This window comes from Bacillus sp. SG-1 (assembly GCF_000181495.1).
In the GTDB taxonomy this organism is placed as follows: Bacteria; Bacillota; Bacilli; order Bacillales; family Bacillaceae_B; genus Rossellomorea.
Genome location: NZ_ABCF01000033.1, coordinates 1 through 20,342, shown reverse-complemented (window position 1 = coordinate 20,342; position 20,342 = coordinate 1). Strand labels below are relative to the sequence as shown.

Here is a 20,342-nt window from a genome sequence, read left to right as displayed (position 1 = left end):
TGCATTCCCTCCTAACTTTAGCTGTTACAGCTGATTTTTCATTCGATAAACGTAAGCCAGAATTTCTGCGACTGCTTTGAAGAATTCTTCTGGTATGGTATCACCGATTTCGGCACTATCATATAAAGATCTTGCCAATGGCCTGTTTTCAACCATGATAATATCATGTTCACCGGCAATATATTTGATTTTCTGCGCCATGTAATCTACTCCTTTGGCAATAACATAAGGAGCATCTGACTTATTTTCGTCATACTTCAAGGCAATTGCATAGTGAGTTGGGTTGGTAATGACGACATCTGCTTCAGGCACTTCCTGCATCATTCTCCGCATGGCCATTTCCCTCTGCCTTTGCTTTATTTTTGATTTGATCAGAGGATCTCCCTCTGCGTTCTTGTGTTCATCTTTGATGTCTTGTTTTGACATCCGGATATTTTTTTCAAAATCATATTTCTGATATAGATAGTCAAAAACGGATAAAAACAACAATGCCAATGAAGCGGCAATTCCCATTTGGACAGTCAAGGATGCCATCGCAGCCAAAGAGTCATAAGCGCTCTTGAAAGATAACCCGAGTACTTCGTCAATATTCATCCACAAAATGACAAAGGTGATAGCACCGACAAATCCGATTTTCAATATCGATTTCAACAATTCTACGATCGCTCTTAAAGAGAATATCCGTTTTGCTCCTTTGATTGGGTCAATTTTCTCGAGCTTGGGCTGTAAAGGTTCAGCTGTGAACATTACGCCCACTTGAATATAATTGGAGAATAAGCCTGCCAGCAAAGCGACAAGCATAATGGGGCCCAGTAATATAGCAACTTGCTGAAGAACCTCCATCACAATCAGCATGAATGAATCCTGAGTCAAATCCATCATCATGTAATCCTGAAAAGAGATGCGGAATAAATCGAATATGACATCCCCAATATAAGAAGCACTAAAAGTCAAAAATAAAAATACAGCAAGCAAAATGATAGCTGTATTGACATCCTGACTCTTGGCTGTTTGCCCTTTCTTCCTTGAATCTTGTCGTTTTTTCGGTGTGGCTTTTTCAGATTTTTCACCTGCAAAAAACTGCAGATCAAGGGAAAGCAAATTCACATTAAGCGCCTCCGATAATTTTCATTAAATCTCTCATTGTATACATCATCAATTCAAACATTTGCTGCATAACGGTCATCATCGCCCCGAGAACAATGAACAGGACCAGGAAACTTACAGCAATCTTAATTGGAAAACCGACTACAAATACATTCAGCTGAGGAACGGTCCTGGCTACAATCCCCAAAGCAACGTCCACTAGAAACAGTGTTGCTACAACCGGAATGGACATTTGGAAAGCGATAATAAAGACGGAATTAAAGGTTTTCACAATATATTCAACGAGATTTTCATTTCCAAAGGGAATCCATGGCTGATCGACAGGAATGAACTGATAACTGTAGAACACCCCATCGAGAAGGAGGTGATGTCCGTCCAATGCCAATAACAAGAGCAGGGCAAACGTGTATAAGTATTGACCTACAAGCGGAGATTGGGCTCCTGTTTGAGGATCGATGACATTAGCAATCGCAAAGCCCATTTGAAAATCTATGAAACTGCCGGCAACCTGAATCGCCGAAATGATCATATAAGCGGTAAATCCAATCAGCAATCCTATCATGGCTTCTTTCATTATCAATAATATATAAGCGGCATCGATGGGCATAGGAGATGCATCTATCGTATAGTACATGATCCAGGCAATAACACCCGCAAACCCTACACGGTGTTGTGCAGGGATTGATCTGTATGAGAATAAAGGAAGGGTTACAAAAAATGCAGACACCCTCATGAAAACTAATAAAAAAATTGAAAGGTTCGGAATTAACTCTTCCATCCTTTTATCCTACAAACCTGTTAAGATTTGAAAAGATATCAGATGCGTACGTGACAAGCTTAGTCAGCATCCACGGACCAAAAAAAACGACGCCCACAAGGACTGCGACAATCTTCGGTATAAAAGCCAATGTCTGTTCCTGAATTTGGGTCGTGGCCTGAAAAATACTGACAGCCAGTCCAACTACCAGGGCTAAAAGAAGCAAGGGACCGCAAATGACTAATGTTGTATAAACTCCTCGTTCCGCTAATGCGATAACCGATTCAGCATTCATGTTTTTCACCTACTTAAAAGCTTTGGAGCAGAGATTTAACGACAAGGTACCAGCCGTCGACAAGCACAAACAAAAGAATCTTAAACGGCAATGAGATCATGACCGGAGGCAGCATCATCATCCCCATAGACATTAGAATACTGGCAACCACCATATCAATGACAAGAAAAGGGATAAAGATCATAAATCCGATTTGAAACGCGGTCTTGATTTCGCTCAGTGCAAAAGCTGGCACGAGTGCTGTCAAAGGAATATCGTCTATTGATTCAGGGCGCTCTGCCCCTGAATAATTCAGGAATAATTCCAAATCTTTCTGTCTTGTATGTTTACTCATGAAATCTTTGAATGGACCTGCAGCATTTTCGTAGGCCTGTTCCAAATTGATTTCTTCATTGAATAAAGGTGTCAGGGCGGTCTCGTTGACCTCCTGGAATGTCGGTGCCATGATAAAAAAAGTTAAAAACAATGACAAACCGACCAACACCTGATTCGGCGGCATCTGCTGAGTTGCCAGCGAGGTCCGGACAAACGAGAGCACAATGACTATCCTTGTAAAGGACGTCATTAATATTAAAATACCAGGAGCAATGGACAGTACAGTAAATAGAAGGAGGAGCTTTACTGATGTGGCAACAGAATCAGGAGAACTCGAATTGAAAAATTCCATGAATTCATTCATCTTTATCTTTCTCCCTGTTGTTTAGATCGTTAAGCATTTTCTTTCTGCCTTTCCTTATATCCTCAATTTGGGATTTCAGCAAAGATTGAAACGATTGGCCATCCTCTGTCTTTTGCGGCATAGACCCCGTTTTCTTCCCAATCCATTGTGTCAGTATGTCCTTTTGCCCATGCAGAACTTGAGATTTCTCCTCATAAATGGCGAGGATGTCCTCTTTTTCTTCTTTTCCGTCTATTTCCTTAAGCAACTGAATGTCTTCTCCGACCCCGAGAATCAGGATCCTTTCTCCTACTTTCACCAATTGAACGGAACGATTCCCACCCAGGGGTGTTCCTCCCAGATTATGAATCAGTTTTGTCTGTTGAAATGTTTTGCTCTTTTGATTAATGAATTTTAATAAGAAGTATATTAATGCGATTACAAACACAAGAGCAAAAACCATTTTCAAATAATCCAAAGCCGATACGCCTGCGGGGGGTTCCGTCACACTAGTTTCATTCTCTGCTGCAGGGGTGTTTTCTTCATTACGCTCCTGGGGCTGCTCCCAGTAGTCTTTAACTGATCCATCAAACTCTGCATATGCTGGTATGCCTCCAGTCATATGCAGAGCAGCTGAACAAGCGATAATGAAAAAAAGCTTCCTAATTACATTTATCAAAAAAAGCACCTTCTCCTAGATTCTCTCGCTTTTCTGTAGCTTAATGCACATTCTGCCTACTTACTATGATAAAAAAGGTAAGCTTAGCTTAATGCTTTCTGGATTGCTTCAATAACACGGTCGGCCTGAAACGGTTTTACAATGAAATCTTTGGCACCAGCCTGGATTGCATCAATAACCATCGCTTGCTGGCCCATTGCCGAACACATAATGATTTTTGCATTTGCATCAAGACTCTTAATTTCTTTTAGAGCGGCAATACCATCTTTTTCTGGCATTGTAATATCCATCGTGACAAGGTCAGGACTCAATTCTTTGTATTTCTCTACTGCCTGATTGCCATCAGCTGCTTCTCCAACAACCTCAAACCCGTTTTTAGTAAGGATGTCCTTAATCATCATTCTCATAAATGCTGCATCGTCAACAATTAATATTTTATTTGCCATCATCTTTTCCTCCATTTATTACTTTAATTTTTTTAACCTGTCTGATTGACTGACAATGTCTGTAATTCTTACACCGAAGTTTTCATCGATGACAACAACTTCACCTTTGGCGATCAACCTGCTGTTCACGAGGACATCGACAGGTTCACCGGCGAGTTTGTCCAGCTCAATGATTGATCCGGAAGATAACTCCAGGATATCTTTAACAGAACGATTAGTCCGCCCTAATTCAACCGTCACATTCAGCGGAATGTCCAGGAGCATGTCCAGGTTTTTACTTTCAGGTTTGGACATGGACGGCTGTTCAAAGTTTGTAAAAGAAGCTGGTTGAACTTGTACAGGCTGTTCAACATTCTTATTATTCCCAAAGTGCTGCGACTGTGTTTTCTCTTGCGGTACATGCTGAGCCGTGTTGTCTCTATATGTGTCTTGCTGTGAATAGGATGGCTGTACCGGGGAAACCCGCTGTACTGGTTCAAGCTCCTGATGTGAAGCACCTTGTTCCATTATATCGGAATTTGTCGAAGATGCATCATTATTATTTGTCAATTCATCAACCAGTTGCTTAGCAAAGCCCAGGGGCAGCAGCTGCATGATGTTGGAATCTATCAGATTTCCCACTTTTAATGAAAATGATATTTTTGTCAGCAGATCATCATGCGGAATGGCATCTGCCCCTTCTCCTTCAGGAAGATACAACATATCCACCCGCGGAGGAGAGATATCAACCTTTTTACTGAATACAGTCGACATTGATGTTGCTGCCGATCCCATCATCTGATTCATCGCTTCCTGTACAGCACTTACTTGGATTTCCCCAAGGTCTCCTGAAGGATTCAAGCCGTCGCCGCCAAGCATGAGATCCGCAATAATTGCTGCATCATCCTGCTTGATCACCAAAAGATTGGCACCAGAGAAACCTTCTGTATACTGAACTTGTATTGCTACATATGGATGCGGAAAATCTTCTTCGATTCTGCTTCTTTCCTGGATGGAAACTTTAGGTGTCGTAATCTCCACCTTTTGGTTCAGCAGTGTGGAAAGGGCCGTTGCAGAGCTGCCAAATGAAATATTTCCGATTTCACCAAGTGTGTCCTGCTCGAAATCACTGAGATATTCTTCCACATTTAAGTTTTGAGAAGAAGCTGGCTCTTTCTCATCGCTGGCTGTGCCTCTTAACAGGGCATCTATTTCATCTTGTGACAACATATCATCACTCATCATCTTCTTCTCCCCCCTTCAAAGAATCCAAAATTTGTACCGCAAGTCTTTTATTCAATTCTCCTGGCTGGGCAGTGAATTTAGGTATCTCTCCTACTTTTATCGTTAAAGGGGCATCTATACGTTTGTTTAGTTGTATAACATCCCCAATGTCCAGCATGAGAAAATCATCAATTGTGATATCAGAATCCCCTAATTCAGCCACTATCGGTACCTGTGCTGTTTTAATGCGTTTCTCAAGCATTTCTGTTTCCTGAGGATCTATATCCTTATTCTTGGTCTGCATCCAATAGCTGACAGACAACTTAGGAATTATCGGCTCTAAAACGACATGCGGGATAATTATATTTATCATGCCGCTTGTTTCGCCTATTGTTGTATTCATTGATATTACAACAACCGTTTCATTTGGTGATACCATTTGCAGGAATTGCGGATTCACTTCAAACTCAGAAAGCATTGGATCAATTTCCGCAATATTGCTCCATGCATCCCGTAAGTTATCGAATGCTCTTTCAAATAGGTTTGACATGATTTTCGTTTCAATCTCTGTCAAATTCTCAATCTTGTTTATCCCGGTTCCTTTTCCACCCATTACACGATCCATCATGGCATACCCAATATTAGGATTGACCTCCATCAATATATGACCATCCAGGGGGGGAACGTCAAAGATATTCAATATCGTCATTTTAGGAACCGACCTCACAAACTCCTCAAATGGGACTTGGTCGGCAGAGACAACTGTTATTTGAACATACGTCCTTAGCTGTGCAGAAAAATAGGTTGTCAATATCCTCGCGAAGTTTTCATGAATTCTTGTCAAACTTCTGATTTGATCTTTGGAAAACCTCAGGGCCCTCTTAAAATCATAAACTTTTACTTTTTTCTCTTCTTCTTCTTTTTTAAAATCATCTGCACTCATTTCACCAGTTGACAGTGCTGATAATAATGCATCTATTTCATTTTGCGAGAGTACCTCACTGGACATTTCCTCACCCCCGTTTCTATTAGAAGTATTGTTATTGAATCATGTAAGAGGTGATGTATACCTTTTCAACCTTTCCCTCTTGCATCAGGCTGTTGGCTTTGTCCTTAATGGTAGTTTCAAGCTCCTGTTTTCCTTCTTTACCTTGCAATTGATCTGACTTCATTTCTGAAAGCTCTTCTATGATTATGTTTTTGACCTGAAAATCTCTCTTCTCGAGCTCTTCCTTCGCCTTCTTACTGTCCGTCTGGACTTTAAAGGAAATTCGGATATAATCTCCGCTGAGTAGATTTGTCGTAATTTCCGGAACATCCACCGACGCTTCAATCACTTCATCGATACTGGGTTCCTTTACCTCTTCTTCATTGAACTTCAGCACGACAATGAGGGCCAGTACGCCAACCAATGTAATTGTTACCAACAAAATGAGCGATATAGTAAGCAATTTATTTTTCATCTTGTACCCCCGCTGTATTTCTGAGTCCCATTACATTTATCTTTCTATAGAACGAAACCGTTTTATCTTCCACCTCTTTCACTGATTCCCTCACCACAATCTTTTTTCCATTGGTAAGAGTGATGGTTGTGTCCGGAAAGGCTTCAGCACTTTCTATGTACAAACAATTCAGCGAAAAAGATTTTCCATTTAATTTTGTAAGTTGTATCAAGATATATTCAGGACTAGATTGATGAAGACAACCCAGTCCTGTCCCTCCCTTGCAATCTATTATCGTTTCAAGTTCACAAGCTCTTGAAGGATTTCATCTGAAGTAGTGATAATACGGGTATTTGCCTGGAATCCACGTTGTGCAGAGATCATTTCAGTAAACTCTTCTGATAGGTCGACGTTGGACATCTCAAGTGAACCTGAGACAATCGTTCCCCTTCCTTCACCCGCTACATTGACATTTGGTGTACCTGAGTTAACAGATTGCTGGAATGAATTACCTCCGGCTTTTGTCAGTCCGGATGGATTGCTGAATTTCGCCAACGCCAGATAACCAATTGTTGTGATTTCCCCGTTTGAGTACACACCGTTTATTTCTCCCATTGAGCCTATATTGAAGCTCTCAAGTGAACCGGCAGTGTTGCCGTCTGGGTCAGCGGCTGCGGAAAGGTCTCCGCCAAGGTTAGTCAACTGAGTGTAATCCATTGTTACATTCAAATTTTGAGTAATTCCATTTGAATCTGTGTATGGAAGATCTACATTCGGTGGATTTGCTGCAGGATCTACAGGGTTACCGAAATCAAGGACATATGCCGCAGAATTTAAAGGTGTATCACCATTCTGGTTAATAAACTCCATTCCCCACTTTGTGGAAGGCGTTCCCTGTGGAGTCAGCTTCATATCCAAAGTAATCTGCTTTCCATCATTCGTGACAACATTAATTTGCTGGACGAAAGGCTCGTTTCCTACAGCATCATTGGATAGATTGCCAAACATGCTGATCGATTCAGTGATTTTGGCAGGAAGCTGGGCATTAACATTGACTTTGATATCTTGTAACACCCCATTCTCATAGGACTGCACTTTCATTCCATCTCCATTAACAAGTGTCCCGTTATCATCCAAGTAAAAGTTTCCGGCTCTTGAGTAGAATTGAGCATCGCCTTGTTTGACAACAAAGTAGCCATCTCCATTGATTGCCAGGTCAAGCGGGCGGCCAGTGGACTGCAAGCTTGATTGTGTGTGGATCGTATCAATTGTTGAAAGTGTGGAACCAAGGCCGACCTGCATCGGATTTCTTCCCCCGCGGGCTTCCTGTGCAGCTGAAGCACCTGAAATCGTCTGGTTCATTGTATCCTTGAATGTTACACGGCCTTTTTTAAATCCATACGTATTTACGTTTGCGATATTATTACCAATTACATCGAGTTTAGTTTGGAAGTTTTTCATTCCGCTGATTCCTGAGTACATAGAGCGTAACATGTTTATTTTCCCCTTTCATATTCCACTGCGTCTGTCAGTCAGCAATGGCAGGCTTCCTTATAAGGTCCAGCCTATTTATCTATGATTATCGTTCCATCAATATTTGTGAAAATCTGCGAGCCCGCTTCTCTTCTGTCCATGGCTGTTATTACTGTTGAATTTTTTGCACTTACAATCAACGCCGCATTGTCCAATAGAACAAGCGATTCTTTTACACCTTTCAACTTGGCTTGCGCAACCTTACTTTCAACTTCTCTCCACGTTTCTGCAGGAATTTCTATTCCTCTCTGCTTGAGACGCGAGTCAGCATGTTTGCTGATCGTAATGGAGCCAACTTTTTCATTGACTGTTTCTTTTAAGGTTTCAGCAAAAGATTTTGTATTCAGAGACTTTTTCTGAATGCCCTTTGTAGGAATTTGTGACGTAATTGGTTGAGATGGCAAACGATTGATAAAGTTTCTTTGCATTCAACCTCACCCTTTATTATTCGATTTTCATAATACTGTCTTCTTTAATTTTGTCGCCGTTTTCCAGATGGAACCATAAGCTGCCGTCTTTCTTGGAGACTGAAGTAACGGCGCTATGTAATTCTTCGCCTTCATTTTTCCAGTACACGGTCCTTCCAATCAGGCTGCTTGCATTTACCAATGAGTTACCTCCATATGAATGATCGCTATGATTCACCTGAGAGACATTGCCCGGTGCCAAAATTGTTCCATTTTCCATTATGAATTGAACTTCATTATCCTGAAATCTTACAGAGGAGACAATTCCTTTTCCTTCTTTGATTTCAGTCCTTCCCTCACTCGACTCTTCAAGCTTATGCCACGTGATTTCTTTTCCAACGAACTGGTTGTAGGCAATCAGGTTGTTCTGTCCCTGTGCTTCGATAAAGGTCTCCATGGATTTGCTTAAATTTGTGATTTGTTCCAATGTAGAGAAAGTTGCCATTTGGGCTATAAAATCTTTATCCTGCATTGGATTGAGCGGATCCTGGTTTTGCAGCTGGGTCATAAGGATTTTCATGAAGTCGTCTTTTCCCAGTACGTCCTTACCGCCTTCTCTTTGCTTTTGCTGCAGAGAAGATAACAGCAAGTTTGAGTTAATCGTATTTGACATTATCATCACCTATACTTCACTGTTCATTAATAATTCCTTAAAGGTTGTTTCCGGCTCTTCTTTGTTGTTTGACTCTTGATCGGATTGCTCCTTTTGCTGCTGTCCATTATGCTGCTGGGCTGACTGTCGTTCCTGCTTTTGTGATTCTGTGAATGTCTGGGCAATTTCTATCTTCTCCACTTGCAGGTTCTGGCTGTTCAAGGCTTGCCTTAATCCTGTCAATTGGGAGTCTAATATATCCTTTGCCGCTTTGGTACTCGCCAGAATCTTCGCTGTCATAATCCCATCCTGCTGCAATAACTCTATCCTTATCGAACCAAGCTGTTCTGGGTAAAGTTTAATAAGCAGTTTACTCATGTTAGGAGTTTGCACCATCTGTGATTTTCCAATAATATTTGCAAATTCTTTAACAAATTGTTCGTAGGTTGTCCCTTGATGGCCTTTATTTACAAAGAGTGAGAATTGTTCTACCCGTGTCATTTGCTGTTGATTCGCAAAGGCTGAGAGCGATGTTGGTGCAATAATCTTTGCAGTCTGTTCACCTTCAAGTTCCGTTGGTTGTTCTCCTGTAATGACATGAGGTGTCTTGATTACCGCAGCAGCCAGAGTTGGCAGAGTTATAGCACTTTTGTTAATCACACTAGTGTTTGGAATAGTGCTGGATTGTTTCGAATTGATATTTTCATGAAAAACCTTTTCCAGAATCCCTGTCCATTTCCCATTTCTTAAGCTCTCACTGCTCAATAGCTGTTCAACTTTCTGCGCAATAACCTTCAAGTTCTGCTGTAATGCATCCGCTTTTTCGGTTTGCTGAAAATTAAGATCTATCTGCCTGAAAGCATGCTGGAATGCTTTTGAAGTTTTCATTAGGACTTCCATAGATGGAGAACCCAGTTTTTTTAGGTTATCAGCAGGCAGCACACTAATGATTTCAATCAGTTCAAATAAAATTTCTTCCTTGTTACCCTCTTCCAATTGGGCGAGCATTTCTTTTAAATGTGGAACTTGTTTTTCAATTTCATCTTTAACCGATACTAGAGCGGAAATAAAGTCTTCTTGAGTGAGACCGGCTTCTAACAAAATATCATTCATATTAATATCAGACGTTTCGTTGACGTTAACTCCCGGCGGCTCCTCTGTTTGAGGAGCATTAAGGATTTTCAACAACTGAATCATTTCAACTTCCAATTTTCCAATCGTTTCTTCCGTTTGACCTGCTTGTTGAAGAATACTGCTAAAAAGCGTAGCTCCTTCTCCGACTTGAGGCTTCTGCAGCACCCCTTTTCCGGAAAGCTGTCCAACGTTTTGCATGGAAAGCATTGCCCCAACGTTCATTATTTCACCTCCCTTCAAGTATAGAATTTTATGAATCCTGATCTACTTTAGCTGAGAGCAATTCAGTATATCTCGCCGCATCTTCCGGAGGCATTTTTTCCAGGATTTTCGCAAGTGTATCTGGCTTTATGCTGGACAGTATTTTCACTGCTTCAGCATTTTCCATATTAAGAAGGACAGGTGCTGCACTTTTAGCAGACATGGTTTCAAAGGTGGATATCATTTCTTTAAATGCCCGTTTGTTTTCCTGCTGAATCTGCTGCAATTCCTCTATTTGTGCTTGAAGTTGTTCTTGCTCTGCCAACAAACGCTCTTTCTCTTGCTCCTGAGAATTGAGCTTGCCCTGGAGACTGGTGATCTCGGAATCTTTATTCTCTAGTTCTGTTTGAAGAGAAAGCACTCTTTCTTCCAGCTTGGCTGCTTCTTCTTTGGCATCGGTTGGAATCACAGAAGAAATGACAGGAATCTTCCCGCCTGCTTCTTTTGCTTTTTCAAAAATGTTTACACCTGCTACCGTCATCACAAGCAAGGCAATTACCACGGCGAACAGAAGAGGGATGATCCCCGCAAAAAGAACCCACTGAAAGCGGCTGGTCGATTTTTCGTTTTTTTCCTTTTCTCCTTTTTTCCCCATGTGCTCACCTAATTTCTTTTATTCGCGTATTGCATGACAGCCATTTCATCGAGTATCTTGTTTTCGGATGAATGCATCAGCTCTTTATACTTGTTAAAATCGTTTTCTCTGATTTTTTCATACTTTTTCACTTCAATATTCATTTCAGAGAGCTTTTCTTCGTACCAGTTCATCCTGTTCCTGGCTTGAATAACCAGCCCTTGATAATAGTCGATGGTCTTTTCGATGTTTGCTATGAAGTGTTGATTATGCCTGATTTCCTGCACGGACAAACCGTTGAGCATCCTCTCTGACTGGTAGCTTTGCAGGTCCTCTTTCTTCTTTAATAATTCATAAAGTTTCTCCGCAATTTTCTCGAACTTCTCGACCGAATCCCGGTAAGATTCTCTAATTTCCTCTTTTTCTCTTTCTTTGAGAGTCAGGATTTTTTCAAACTTAAACGTATAAGTCATCCCCTCCACTCTCCTTTTTCTGCCAGATTGATAATATCGCGAACACTTTCTTCCAGCGTTACCCTTTCACCTGTCCCCTGTTTCAGGAATGAAAGGATTTTTGGCTGGTAAGTGATAGCCTGGTCGATTTCCTGTGAAGTGCCTTTTTTGTAGGCGCCGATGTTTATCAGGTCTTCTGAATTACTATAAGTGCTCATCAGTTCCCTGATTTTTTCAGCAGCCCTCAAGTGATCAGGTGATGCTAAGTGATTCATCAGCCTGCTGACACTCCTGAGAACATTGATAGCTGGGAACTGTCCCTTATTGGCTATATTTCGATCGAGGACGATATGTCCATCCAAAATCCCTCTAGTAGTATCAGCAATTGGCTCATTCATATCATCCCCATCAACCAGCACGGTATAAAAAGCAGTGATTGTGCCGTGCTCGTTCGTGCCTGTACGTTCAAGCAGCTTTGGTAAAATTGCGAAAACGGAGGGTGTGTATCCTTTTGTTGCAGGAGGCTCGCCAACGGCAAGGCCGATTTCCCGCTGGGCCATGGCAACCCTGGTTACCGAATCCATCATCAGCATGACATTCATCCCTTTATCACGGAAATATTCCGCAATGGCGGTCGCTGTGAATGCTCCTTTAATCCTCATCAGGGCAGGCTGGTCGGAAGTGGCTGCTACTACTATCGACTTCTTTAATCCTTCTTCTCCTAAATCTCTTTCGATGAATTCACGTACCTCGCGTCCACGCTCCCCTATTAGAGCAATCACATTCAAATCTGCCGTGGTATTCCTTGCGATCATTCCCAGAAGGGTGCTTTTTCCAACCCCGCTTCCTGCAAATATCCCCACCCTCTGGCCCTTTCCGACTGTAAGCATACTATCGATGGCCCTTACTCCTACCTCTATCTTTTCATTGATCGGCGGTCTTGTAAGAGGGCTTGGCGGATCCTGTTCGGTAAATGCTGGTGTTAAGCCTTTCGGAAGCGATTCCCCATCAAGCGGATTCCCAAGTGAATCTACCACCTTCCCGATTAGTGAATGCCCCACTTTAATCGTAAGAGGCTTGGATGTAGCTTCCACAAGGCTCCCAGGAGAAATTTCATTAATATTGGAATACGGCATAAGAATGACGGTCTCTTCTTTGAAACCCACTACTTCTGCCCTGATTTTTCTTCGTGTTTCAGAAAGATGAATGAAGCACATATCCCCAATCGAGCTTTTAGGACCCTGTGATTCAATCATGAGGCCGACAACCCTTTTCACTTTTCCAAACTTCTTAAAGGATTGTAAGGAAGGAATATAATCTATTAGTTCACAGGCTTTCATGCATCTTCACCCTCTAAAATTTCGACCAATTTTTGTTTAATTTCCCTTAGCTGGCTGTCTACACTGACAATTACTCTTCCTTCACCTGTTTCAATAAAACTTTCACCCCTGTTGAGATCATCATCAGGATAGATTAATAGTTTTCGAAGAACAGGAAGCATGGATTCCAGTTCTTCCTGATTTTCACTCAGCAGAGTGTAGTTTGAAGGATGGATGTGAATTTGTACTTCCGGCAATTCTCTAACCTCTTTAATCCCCCGTTTGATGATATCCAGAAAAGCGGAGGGGTTTTCATCCAAAGTACGACCGATGATTTTTTCAGCTGTTTTCATCCCCAGTTCCAAGATGACACTTTCCGCCTTTTCAACGTGCAGATGATAATCGGCTTTCGCCTTGGAAATGACCTCAACTGCCTGGTCAATATACTGCCTATATTCCCCTATCCCTTTTTCCCTGCCTTCTTCCAAACCCTTTAGGTATGCTTGTTGATAGGCTTCCTGTTGAAGAACTTCTTTCTCCTGTTCCCAACCTGCTATTAGAGAAGAAACTTCTTCTTCCAGCCTGCTTGCTTCAGCTCTGGCAGTCTCCAGCAATTGTGACGCTTCTTCCCGGGCATCTTGTAAAACCTTATCCCTCTCAAGCTTAATTTGGTAGTTCTCTTGAGGTGTCTCTTCACTTGATTCGGAACTCTGGCCGGATATATTTCTTAGGGATATCACTTTAGCTTGCCGAAGATAAGCACTCGGAGCTTGGGTGTTTTTGATAACTTTAGACAATGATATCGTCTCCTCCGCCTCGGGCGATGATGATTTCACCTGCATCTTCCAGCCTTCTTATGACGCTGACAATTCTGGATTGTGCTTCTTCAACATCCCGAAGCCTGACAGGTCCCATAAATTCCATCTCTTCCTTCATGGTTTCTACCATTCTTGTAGACATGTTCTTAAATACAATATCTTTGACTTCCTCGCTTGAAACTTTAAGCGATAAAAGCAGATCTTCATTTTCGCTGTCACGGATGACCCTTTGAATGGAACGGTTATCTAATGTGACGATATCTTCGAATACGAACATCCTTTTCTTGATCTCTTCAGCAAGTTCAGGATCCTGTATTTCCAAGGCATCCAGGATTGTTCTTTCAGTAGAACGGTCAACTCCATTTAAAACTTCTACAACAGCTTCAATTCCGCCTGTCTGGGAGTAATCCTGGGTCACTGTTGTGGACAGCTTTCTTTCCAGGATTGCTTCCACTTCACTGATAACCTCCGGTGAAGTTCCATCCATCTGTGCGATCCTCCTGGCAATATCCGCCTGCACTTCCTGCGATAGCTCAGAAAGAATCTGGCCGGCCTGCTGCGGATTTAAATAAGATAGGATCAACGCGATCGTTTGAGGATGCTCATTTTGAATAAAGTTTAGTATTTGCGAGGCATCAGCTCTTCTGGCAAAGTCAAAAGGCTTTACTTGAAGCGAAGATGTCAGCCTGTTAATAATAGCTGAAGCCTGCTCATTGCCCAGCGCTTTTTCCAAGACTGTTTTGGCATAGCCAATGCCGCCCTGCGTAATATAATCCTGGGCAAGGGCAATATTATGGAATTCCTCCAGAACATCTTCTTTTGCTTCTGACTCAACCTTTTTGACCCCTGAGATCTCCAGTGTCAATTTCTCAATTTCTTCTTCTGACAGGTGCTTATAAATCGAGGCTGATACATCTGGACCAAGCGAGATAAGGAGTACGGCAGCTTTTTGCTTCCCCGTTAATTCTTTTTCACGTTGTTTCGCCATTATGTTTCCTCCTATTCATCAGCCAGCCAAGATCGTAATAATTTTGCAAACTCTTCAGGTTTTTCCCTGGCCATTTTCTCCAGTTGTTTACGTCTGACGGAACTTTCGGTCTCCTTTTCCGTATCAATATCAGGTATATTGACCGGCTGCTGACGTTCCTCATAAACAACTTCTTCTTCAACAACGGTTTTGTTTCTTCTAACCATCAAGAAAATCAACAGTATGATGACAGCCAGCAAGATGCCTCCTACAACATATGTCCACCAGGGTAGTGCAGATGGCGTTTCCTGCTCAAATTCCATCTTTCCGTTAAACGGCTGAACAGATACAACAATTTTGTCTTCGATTGCTTCTGGTGTCAGCTCTGTACCAGCTTCTTTGTCAATCGAAGTTCTTATAATAGTTGATAGTATTTGAGAGATATCTTCCTGCCTGTCTTGAGGAAACGAATTAGGATCCTCAGGATCCGGCGGCTCGACCATCACTTGGATGCCGATATCCCTGATTTTATATGGACTTTCTACTATCTCTCTCCTAATTCTATTAACCTCGTTATTAATCGTCTCTTCCATTCTCTCGTAGTCACCATTGGAATTCTCGCCTTCCACATAGGTCCCTAGTCCATCACCGGCATCTTCTGCGGCAGGAACACCTCCTGCTGTTTGTCCGTTTCCAGTGAATGTTTCAGTGATCCTTTGAACACTTACAGCGATTCCTTCCATATTTTCCGCATCAACTGGTGTAACCTCGTTTACTTCTCTGTTTTCTTGGGTAAAGTCTATATCGGTAGTAACAGAAACGACGACTTTATTGAAACCGATTAGCGTGCCCAGCATACTTTGAACCTGCTTTTGAATGTCCTTTTCAACCCTGTCTTTTATGTCCATTTGCTGGACGACGGTTCCTCCGAAGGAAGAATTTTCATTTTCCATCTCAAAATACTCAAAAAGTTGGTTCATGATGACGATATTATCTGTAGGAAGGTCTGGAACACTCTTAGAAACCAGGTGGTATAAGGATTTAATCTGTTTTTGGTCAAAGTTGAACCCTGGTTTTGTATTCAGCACGATAGACGCCGATGCTTGTTCAACTGCATCACTGATGAATACCCCTTTTTCAGGAAGGGTGATCATCACGTTTGCATCTTGGACTCCTTCGATCCCTTTCATCAGGTTTGCAAGTTCCGTTTGCATCGCATCAAGTTTCATGACGTTAAACTCATTATCCGTCATTCCGAAACCAGCATTTTGGCTGAAAAAGGAATAGTCGATGCTTCCTGAATTCGGTATTCCTTCAGCAGCAAGCTCAACTTTTAATGTGTCAACCATTTCACTTGGGACCATGATCGTCGAACCGCCGTCAGTGATTTCCGACACAATACCTCTTCCATCTAGGTTTTCTTTGATACTACCTGTTTCCGAGGGGGCCAGATTGCTGTAGAGCGGTACTAGATTCGTCCTTGTTGAAAGAAATCCCGTAACGGCGATAGCAAGGATAATCACTAAAGCAGCCACTCCATACATACCCTTTTGTTTTTTGGTACGTGCTGACCAGAAAGTATTCAATTGTTCTTTATATTTGTTAACAGTTTCATTCATCATAATCCCCCGGTTACTCTGTCTAGTTTACGCGGCAACAATAACCGTTATAGTTACATCGGCATTCTCATGACTTCTTGATACGCTTCAATTACCTTATTGCGGACTTCCATAGTTGTCTGAAGAGTAATGCTGGCTTTTTGAGAAGCAATCATTACCTGATGCAGATCGACATTTTCACCGCGGACCAGTTTTTCCGTCATCATGTCCGATTCTTTCTGGCTTGCACTGACTTCTTCGATTGATTTTTTTAGGAAATCAGCAAAATTCTGTTGATTTTGGACTGGATTTTTAAATTTATTTTCCAACGACGGACTTAATCTGTTATCTGTCGCAGAATATATATTATGTACAGGCATGGGTATCCTCCTTATTTACCGATCTCAAGTGATTTCATCATCATCGATTTATTAGCATTAAAGACTGTCACATTTGCCTCATAAGACCTCGTGGCGGAAATTAAGTCAATCATCTCACGGAGCGGGTCGACATTCGGCATCTGTACATAACCGTCCTGGTTTGCATCGGGGTGCTCAGGATCATAAACAAGATTGAACGGTGTTTCTTCATCTTCTTTAATCTCTGACACTTTGACTCCATTTCCAAGAGAGCCTGAATCTTTAGTATTCATGGCTTTGTTTAAGAATGAAGAAAACTGCCCGCCATTCGGTTGAAAGACAACCGATTTTCTTCGATAAGGCTGCCACTCGCCATCTACTAATTTGCCTCGCGTTGTATCTGCATTTGCCATATTCGAAGAGATAACATCCATTCTAAGCCTTTGGGCTGACAGGGCCGAAGCTGATGTATTCATGCTATGAAAAATTGACATGGTCATTTACCTCCCCTGATAACGGATTGCAAAGAATTGAACTTCCCATTTAGTCGGTCTGTTAGGGCGTTGAAGTAGATTTGATTGGATGCCAAATCTGACATTTCCTTATCAATATCGACTCCATTGCCATTGTGATTATATTGGAATGGTTGGCTTTTAATGTAATATCCATTTGCTCCCCGTCCTGAAAACTCAAAATGGCGGGGATTTGTTCTTTTCGCTTCAAAGGTTGAAATCGATTCATTCAACTGATCTTTAAAACTGATAGATTTTGCTTTGTAATTTGGGGTATCTACATTTGCTATATTTTGAGAGATCACCTTCTGCTTGGCAGAAGAATAATTCAAACCATTTTCAAGAGATTGAATGGTACTGGAAAACAAGCTCATTTTTTACACCTCTAACCATTTTTTTGTCACAGATTAAGGAAAGATGTCATTTTTTACGGAATCTTACTACCTATTGTAATAGTAAGCCAAATAGGTGTCTATGAATATTGAGTTATTTTTTTTCCTACTTCTTAATCATTTTTTATGAGGACTTTTTGCGTGATTCCACTAATATATCTGTATATGAGTGTTAGTCGTTAAGGAATCTTCTTTAAGGACTAGTCTTTACTACTGTATTTTTCCCATTAATTTCATACTTGCTTTTCAAGTAAAGAATTTTCAATATTATTACGAATGCATTACAACACTATAACAACTTTCTACTCAAAAATCCTTAGGGAATCTTTTCAGTGATTGGGAAAATAAACCTTTATAATCCCTATAAATATAGCGATCCCAAAAGAGACCGCTAAAAAAGTGCGCACTTTCTCCTACAGGTAACCCGGCTGCCAATATACAAATAATATTTTGCATGTAGGCCCGTGGCTTTGCGTCCTCCCTTTTCAGATGAGTTTGCCTTCTATAACAATGAGAAAATTGTCGGAAATTATCTGTAATCTTATTTTACTATGTATGAAAGTAAAAACAACCCTTTCTAACGTATTCACCTTAGGTCTTTATACCTTTTTATAAAGTAATCTCTTCAATAAAGGTTCTACGTCAAATGTTGGGGTAGGAATGCTTGCTCCTACTCCTTAACCAACATGAATTCCCTTTAACTTGTATTGATGATGCAATAACACTCGAAGTCTAAAGCGATCATAACGTCTAAAACCAAACGCATTCCTTTTTATTACTTTAGTTTGGTTATTCAATCCCTCGATAAAACCGTTATTATAACCGAAGGCAAAGCTGTTTAAAATTTCTATTTGCCAGTTTTTCAGGGTCTGGATAGCTTGTTGAAATTCCTTTAACCCTCCGTTTTCGACCTTACGGTAAAAATTATACAAACCCTCTTTAACCTTTTCGGGTGCTGAAGGTCCAAGCTTTTTCCCTTCTTCAAACCACAATCTGTAAGCCTCCTTCAACGCATACGCTGTACGCAGCTCTTCAGAAAGTCCAAGGTATCGTTCTAGGTACCAGAGTTGCCTATCCTTTAGCTGTTCATAAGGCTTGTGGAAAATGTGTTTCATTCTCACTTTTTACGGTCATAGGCATGAAAATCATTTTGCACTCGTCTTCTTACACGTTCTAGAGCCCAATGTATATAACGGGAAAAGTGAAATCTATCGGCCACAATAACAGGAGTTCCCAGAGCTTTTCTTACCGCAGATTTAAAAGCGTGACTCATATCCATGACGACTACTTTCACGTTTGAACCTTTTTCACGCAGGTAGTTCTTTATAGTTGTGACTGAGCGGTTAGGGAGAATGTCCAAAGGCTCTCTGGTCTTCCCATCCGCAATAATGAGCTGATATTTCCCCTCATTTGTATCCCCTTTATACTCATCAATAGCGATGACAGACGGGAGCTTTTCAACCTCTTTTAGACGGGAGGCAGAAATTTGATCAAAACGTCGTATGACTGTAGCTTGAGAAGTGCGGAACTGGCGCGCTGTATCTTTAAAGTTCTTTCCCTGGATCACTCGAAGACCTAAGGCTTGATTCCACTCAATGGTATGTCTTTGATAACGTTGAACAAACGTATTGTCTTCCGCAAAACGTTTACCACAAGGACAGTTGTACCTACGTTTGCGGTAGAACAAATAAGATGTCCGTTCAAAAAGCTTAAGGTGTTGAATCTTTTGAAGCCGATAGTCGTGGACCCTGCAGGTCCAGTTTTTACAGGATGGACACTTATGCTTTCTTTTTGGCAATTCAATATGGAGATGGAAAGCCTCCCCCACTTCCTCAGCTTTTGAAATCCTAACCCCTTCTAATCCAGGTAAAACCATGTTAAAATGCATTTACACGCAACTCCTATCTTTTGCTTGTTTCTAGTCAACTCAAGTGTAAAAGATATAGGAGCTTGCGTGTATTTTTTTGCCATAAATCCTAATTTCTCCAAAAATAAAAAAACCGCCAATCCTTATGGACTAGCGGTTAGTTTCTTTAGTTAGTTTTCAATTTATCCAGTTCAACCAGGAACTTATTATTCAGAACCTTAATGTAAGTACCCTTCATCCCTAATGAACGAGATTCAATGACTCCGGCACTTTCAAGTTTGCGAAGTGCATTAACAATTACTGATCTTGTGATTCCCACTCTGTCAGCGATTTTAGAAGCTACAAGCAGGCCTTCATTTCCATCCAGCTCTTCGAAAATATGTTCAATCGCTTCAAGTTCACTGTAAGAAAGAGAGCTGATAGCCATTTGAACAACCGCTTTACTGCGTGCTTCAACTTCAATCTCTTCTGATTTCTCACGGAGAATTTCCATTCCGACAACGGTAGCTCCATACTCACCAAGGATAAGGTCATCATCATCGAAGCTGTCTTCGAGACGTGCAAGAATCAGCGTTCCAAGGCGCTCTCCACCACCGATGATCGGTACAATAGTCGTAAGGCCATTTTTGAACAATTCTCTGTTTTCTACAGGAAATGCCGTGTATTGGCTGTCAATATCCAAGTTGGAAGAAGTCTCCTGGATGTTGAACAGGCTGTTTGTATATTCTTCAGGGAATTGACGGTCTTCCAGCATTTTTTCCATTCGCTCATTCTCAATTTTTTGATTCACAGCGAATCCAAGTAGTTTCCCGCGGCGGCTGACCACAAATACATTTGCAATGATGACAGAGCTTAATGTTTCTGCCATTTCTTTAAAATTAACCGGTTTTCCTGCTGCTTTTTGAAGCAT

General features: G+C 41.3%; 24 protein-coding genes, 1 pseudogene and 1 riboswitch. All 25 genes and pseudogenes read right to left on the bottom strand.

Annotated features, from left to right (window positions below):
* Positions 1-24: 24 nt before the first annotated feature.
* Positions 25-1,107 (bottom strand): flagellar biosynthesis protein FlhB, encoded by a 1,083-nt coding sequence (flhB, locus tag BSG1_RS12930; protein ID WP_006837515.1) that lies wholly within the window; start codon positions 1,105-1,107, stop codon positions 25-27.
* A gap of 1 nt (position 1,108) precedes the next feature.
* Entirely contained in the window at positions 1,109-1,885 is a 777-nt protein-coding gene (gene fliR, locus BSG1_RS12925) for a flagellar biosynthetic protein FliR (RefSeq protein ID WP_006837514.1), read from the bottom strand.
* 4 nt (positions 1,886-1,889) lie between these two features.
* Positions 1,890-2,159 carry a flagellar biosynthesis protein FliQ gene (gene fliQ, locus BSG1_RS12920; RefSeq protein ID WP_006837513.1) on the bottom strand — a complete coding sequence of 90 codons (270 nt, stop codon included), beginning with the start codon at positions 2,157-2,159 and terminating at the stop codon, positions 1,890-1,892.
* A gap of 13 nt (positions 2,160-2,172) precedes the next feature.
* The gene (fliP, locus tag BSG1_RS12915; RefSeq protein WP_006837512.1) at positions 2,173-2,838 is read right to left on the bottom strand and encodes a flagellar type III secretion system pore protein FliP; all 666 of its coding nucleotides are present in this window, start codon (positions 2,836-2,838) and stop codon (positions 2,173-2,175) included.
* On the bottom strand, positions 2,831-3,496 hold the full coding sequence (gene fliO, locus BSG1_RS12910) for a flagellar biosynthetic protein FliO (protein WP_052302392.1): 666 nt from the start codon (positions 3,494-3,496) through the stop codon (positions 2,831-2,833). The genes fliP and fliO overlap by 8 nt, the downstream gene beginning before the upstream one ends.
* 83 nt (positions 3,497-3,579) lie before the next feature.
* A complete protein-coding gene (locus BSG1_RS12905) occupies positions 3,580-3,942 on the bottom strand; it encodes a response regulator (RefSeq protein WP_006837510.1) in 363 nt (120 codons plus the stop codon).
* A gap of 18 nt (positions 3,943-3,960) precedes the next feature.
* Positions 3,961-5,166, bottom strand: coding sequence for a flagellar motor switch phosphatase FliY (gene fliY, locus BSG1_RS12900; RefSeq protein ID WP_006837509.1), 1,206 nt, complete (start codon positions 5,164-5,166; stop codon positions 3,961-3,963).
* Entirely contained in the window at positions 5,156-6,154 is a 999-nt protein-coding gene (fliM, locus tag BSG1_RS12895) for a flagellar motor switch protein FliM (protein WP_006837508.1), read from the bottom strand. The genes fliY and fliM overlap by 11 nt, the downstream gene beginning before the upstream one ends.
* Before the next feature lie 31 nt (positions 6,155-6,185).
* Positions 6,186-6,608, bottom strand: coding sequence for a flagellar basal body-associated protein FliL (gene fliL, locus BSG1_RS12890; RefSeq protein WP_006837507.1), 423 nt, complete (start codon positions 6,606-6,608; stop codon positions 6,186-6,188).
* On the bottom strand, positions 6,598-6,819 hold the full coding sequence (locus BSG1_RS12885) for a flagellar FlbD family protein (RefSeq protein WP_044022866.1): 222 nt from the start codon (positions 6,817-6,819) through the stop codon (positions 6,598-6,600). The genes fliL and BSG1_RS12885 overlap by 11 nt, the downstream gene beginning before the upstream one ends.
* A gap of 59 nt (positions 6,820-6,878) precedes the next feature.
* A complete protein-coding gene (gene flgF, locus BSG1_RS12880) occupies positions 6,879-8,081 on the bottom strand; it encodes a flagellar basal-body rod protein FlgF (protein ID WP_044022865.1) in 1,203 nt (400 codons plus the stop codon).
* Positions 8,082-8,152: 71 nt separating this feature from the next.
* Positions 8,153-8,548, bottom strand: a complete 396-nt coding sequence (locus BSG1_RS12875; RefSeq protein ID WP_006837504.1) for a TIGR02530 family flagellar biosynthesis protein — start codon at positions 8,546-8,548, stop codon at positions 8,153-8,155.
* A 16-nt stretch (positions 8,549-8,564) separates the two neighbouring features.
* On the bottom strand, positions 8,565-9,200 hold the full coding sequence (gene flgD, locus BSG1_RS12870; protein ID WP_006837503.1) for a flagellar hook assembly protein FlgD: 636 nt from the start codon (positions 9,198-9,200) through the stop codon (positions 8,565-8,567).
* 9 nt (positions 9,201-9,209) lie between these two features.
* Positions 9,210-10,535 carry a flagellar hook-length control protein FliK gene (locus BSG1_RS19860; protein ID WP_052302391.1) on the bottom strand — a complete coding sequence of 442 codons (1,326 nt, stop codon included), beginning with the start codon at positions 10,533-10,535 and terminating at the stop codon, positions 9,210-9,212.
* Positions 10,536-10,563: 28 nt separating this feature from the next.
* Positions 10,564-11,169, bottom strand: a complete 606-nt coding sequence (locus BSG1_RS12860) for a MotE family protein (RefSeq protein WP_006837501.1) — start codon at positions 11,167-11,169, stop codon at positions 10,564-10,566.
* Between the two features lie 8 nt (positions 11,170-11,177).
* On the bottom strand, positions 11,178-11,621 hold the full coding sequence (gene fliJ / locus BSG1_RS12855; protein WP_006837500.1) for a flagellar export protein FliJ: 444 nt from the start codon (positions 11,619-11,621) through the stop codon (positions 11,178-11,180).
* The gene (gene fliI / locus BSG1_RS12850) at positions 11,618-12,940 is read right to left on the bottom strand and encodes a flagellar protein export ATPase FliI (protein WP_006837499.1); all 1,323 of its coding nucleotides are present in this window, start codon (positions 12,938-12,940) and stop codon (positions 11,618-11,620) included. Before fliI ends, fliJ begins: the two co-directional genes overlap by 4 nt.
* Positions 12,937-13,716 (bottom strand): flagellar assembly protein FliH, encoded by a 780-nt coding sequence (gene fliH, locus BSG1_RS12845; RefSeq protein WP_006837498.1) that lies wholly within the window; start codon positions 13,714-13,716, stop codon positions 12,937-12,939. The genes fliI and fliH overlap by 4 nt, the downstream gene beginning before the upstream one ends.
* Positions 13,709-14,725 (bottom strand): flagellar motor switch protein FliG, encoded by a 1,017-nt coding sequence (gene fliG / locus BSG1_RS12840; RefSeq protein WP_006837497.1) that lies wholly within the window; start codon positions 14,723-14,725, stop codon positions 13,709-13,711. The genes fliH and fliG overlap by 8 nt, the downstream gene beginning before the upstream one ends.
* 11 nt (positions 14,726-14,736) lie before the next feature.
* Positions 14,737-16,323, bottom strand: a complete 1,587-nt coding sequence (gene fliF / locus BSG1_RS12835) for a flagellar basal-body MS-ring/collar protein FliF (RefSeq protein ID WP_044022864.1) — start codon at positions 16,321-16,323, stop codon at positions 14,737-14,739.
* A gap of 53 nt (positions 16,324-16,376) precedes the next feature.
* Positions 16,377-16,682, bottom strand: a complete 306-nt coding sequence (gene fliE, locus BSG1_RS12830; RefSeq protein ID WP_006837495.1) for a flagellar hook-basal body complex protein FliE — start codon at positions 16,680-16,682, stop codon at positions 16,377-16,379.
* A gap of 11 nt (positions 16,683-16,693) precedes the next feature.
* Positions 16,694-17,155, bottom strand: a complete 462-nt coding sequence (flgC, locus tag BSG1_RS12825) for a flagellar basal body rod protein FlgC (protein ID WP_006837494.1) — start codon at positions 17,153-17,155, stop codon at positions 16,694-16,696.
* A gap of 2 nt (positions 17,156-17,157) precedes the next feature.
* The gene (flgB, locus tag BSG1_RS12820) at positions 17,158-17,547 is read right to left on the bottom strand and encodes a flagellar basal body rod protein FlgB (RefSeq protein WP_006837493.1); all 390 of its coding nucleotides are present in this window, start codon (positions 17,545-17,547) and stop codon (positions 17,158-17,160) included.
* Between the two features lie 433 nt (positions 17,548-17,980).
* A riboswitch (cyclic di-GMP riboswitch) is annotated at positions 17,981-18,075 on the bottom strand.
* 167 nt (positions 18,076-18,242) lie between these two features.
* Positions 18,243-19,453: pseudogene (locus BSG1_RS12815) on the bottom strand (ISL3 family transposase).
* Positions 19,454-19,598: 145 nt separating this feature from the next.
* On the bottom strand, positions 19,599-20,342 hold a 744-nt coding region (codY, locus tag BSG1_RS12810), incomplete at its 5' end, for a GTP-sensing pleiotropic transcriptional regulator CodY (protein WP_006837490.1).

Coding starts and splice junctions, on each gene's coding strand:
- fliR (WP_006837514.1), bottom strand. CDS start 1,885: ATGGAAGAGTTAATTCCGAACCTTTCAATTTTTTTATTAGTTTTCATG.
- fliQ (WP_006837513.1), bottom strand. CDS start 2,159: ATGAATGCTGAATCGGTTATCGCATTAGCGGAACGAGGAGTTTATACA.
- fliP (WP_006837512.1), bottom strand. CDS start 2,838: ATGAATGAATTCATGGAATTTTTCAATTCGAGTTCTCCTGATTCTGTT.
- BSG1_RS12905 (WP_006837510.1), bottom strand. CDS start 3,942: ATGGCAAATAAAATATTAATTGTTGACGATGCAGCATTTATGAGAATG.
- fliY (WP_006837509.1), bottom strand. CDS start 5,166: ATGATGAGTGATGATATGTTGTCACAAGATGAAATAGATGCCCTGTTA.
- fliM (WP_006837508.1), bottom strand. CDS start 6,154: ATGTCCAGTGAGGTACTCTCGCAAAATGAAATAGATGCATTATTATCA.
- fliL (WP_006837507.1), bottom strand. CDS start 6,608: ATGAAAAATAAATTGCTTACTATATCGCTCATTTTGTTGGTAACAATT.
- flgF (WP_044022865.1), bottom strand. CDS start 8,081: ATGTTACGCTCTATGTACTCAGGAATCAGCGGAATGAAAAACTTCCAA.
- BSG1_RS12875 (WP_006837504.1), bottom strand. CDS start 8,548: ATGCAAAGAAACTTTATCAATCGTTTGCCATCTCAACCAATTACGTCA.
- flgD (WP_006837503.1), bottom strand. CDS start 9,200: ATGTCAAATACGATTAACTCAAACTTGCTGTTATCTTCTCTGCAGCAA.
- BSG1_RS19860 (WP_052302391.1), bottom strand. CDS start 10,535: ATGAACGTTGGGGCAATGCTTTCCATGCAAAACGTTGGACAGCTTTCC.
- BSG1_RS12860 (WP_006837501.1), bottom strand. CDS start 11,169: ATGGGGAAAAAAGGAGAAAAGGAAAAAAACGAAAAATCGACCAGCCGC.
- fliJ (WP_006837500.1), bottom strand. CDS start 11,621: ATGACTTATACGTTTAAGTTTGAAAAAATCCTGACTCTCAAAGAAAGA.
- fliI (WP_006837499.1), bottom strand. CDS start 12,940: ATGAAAGCCTGTGAACTAATAGATTATATTCCTTCCTTACAATCCTTT.
- fliG (WP_006837497.1), bottom strand. CDS start 14,725: ATGGCGAAACAACGTGAAAAAGAATTAACGGGGAAGCAAAAAGCTGCC.
- fliF (WP_044022864.1), bottom strand. CDS start 16,323: ATGAATGAAACTGTTAACAAATATAAAGAACAATTGAATACTTTCTGG.
- fliE (WP_006837495.1), bottom strand. CDS start 16,682: ATGCCTGTACATAATATATATTCTGCGACAGATAACAGATTAAGTCCG.
- flgC (WP_006837494.1), bottom strand. CDS start 17,155: ATGTCAATTTTTCATAGCATGAATACATCAGCTTCGGCCCTGTCAGCC.
- flgB (WP_006837493.1), bottom strand. CDS start 17,547: ATGAGCTTGTTTTCCAGTACCATTCAATCTCTTGAAAATGGTTTGAAT.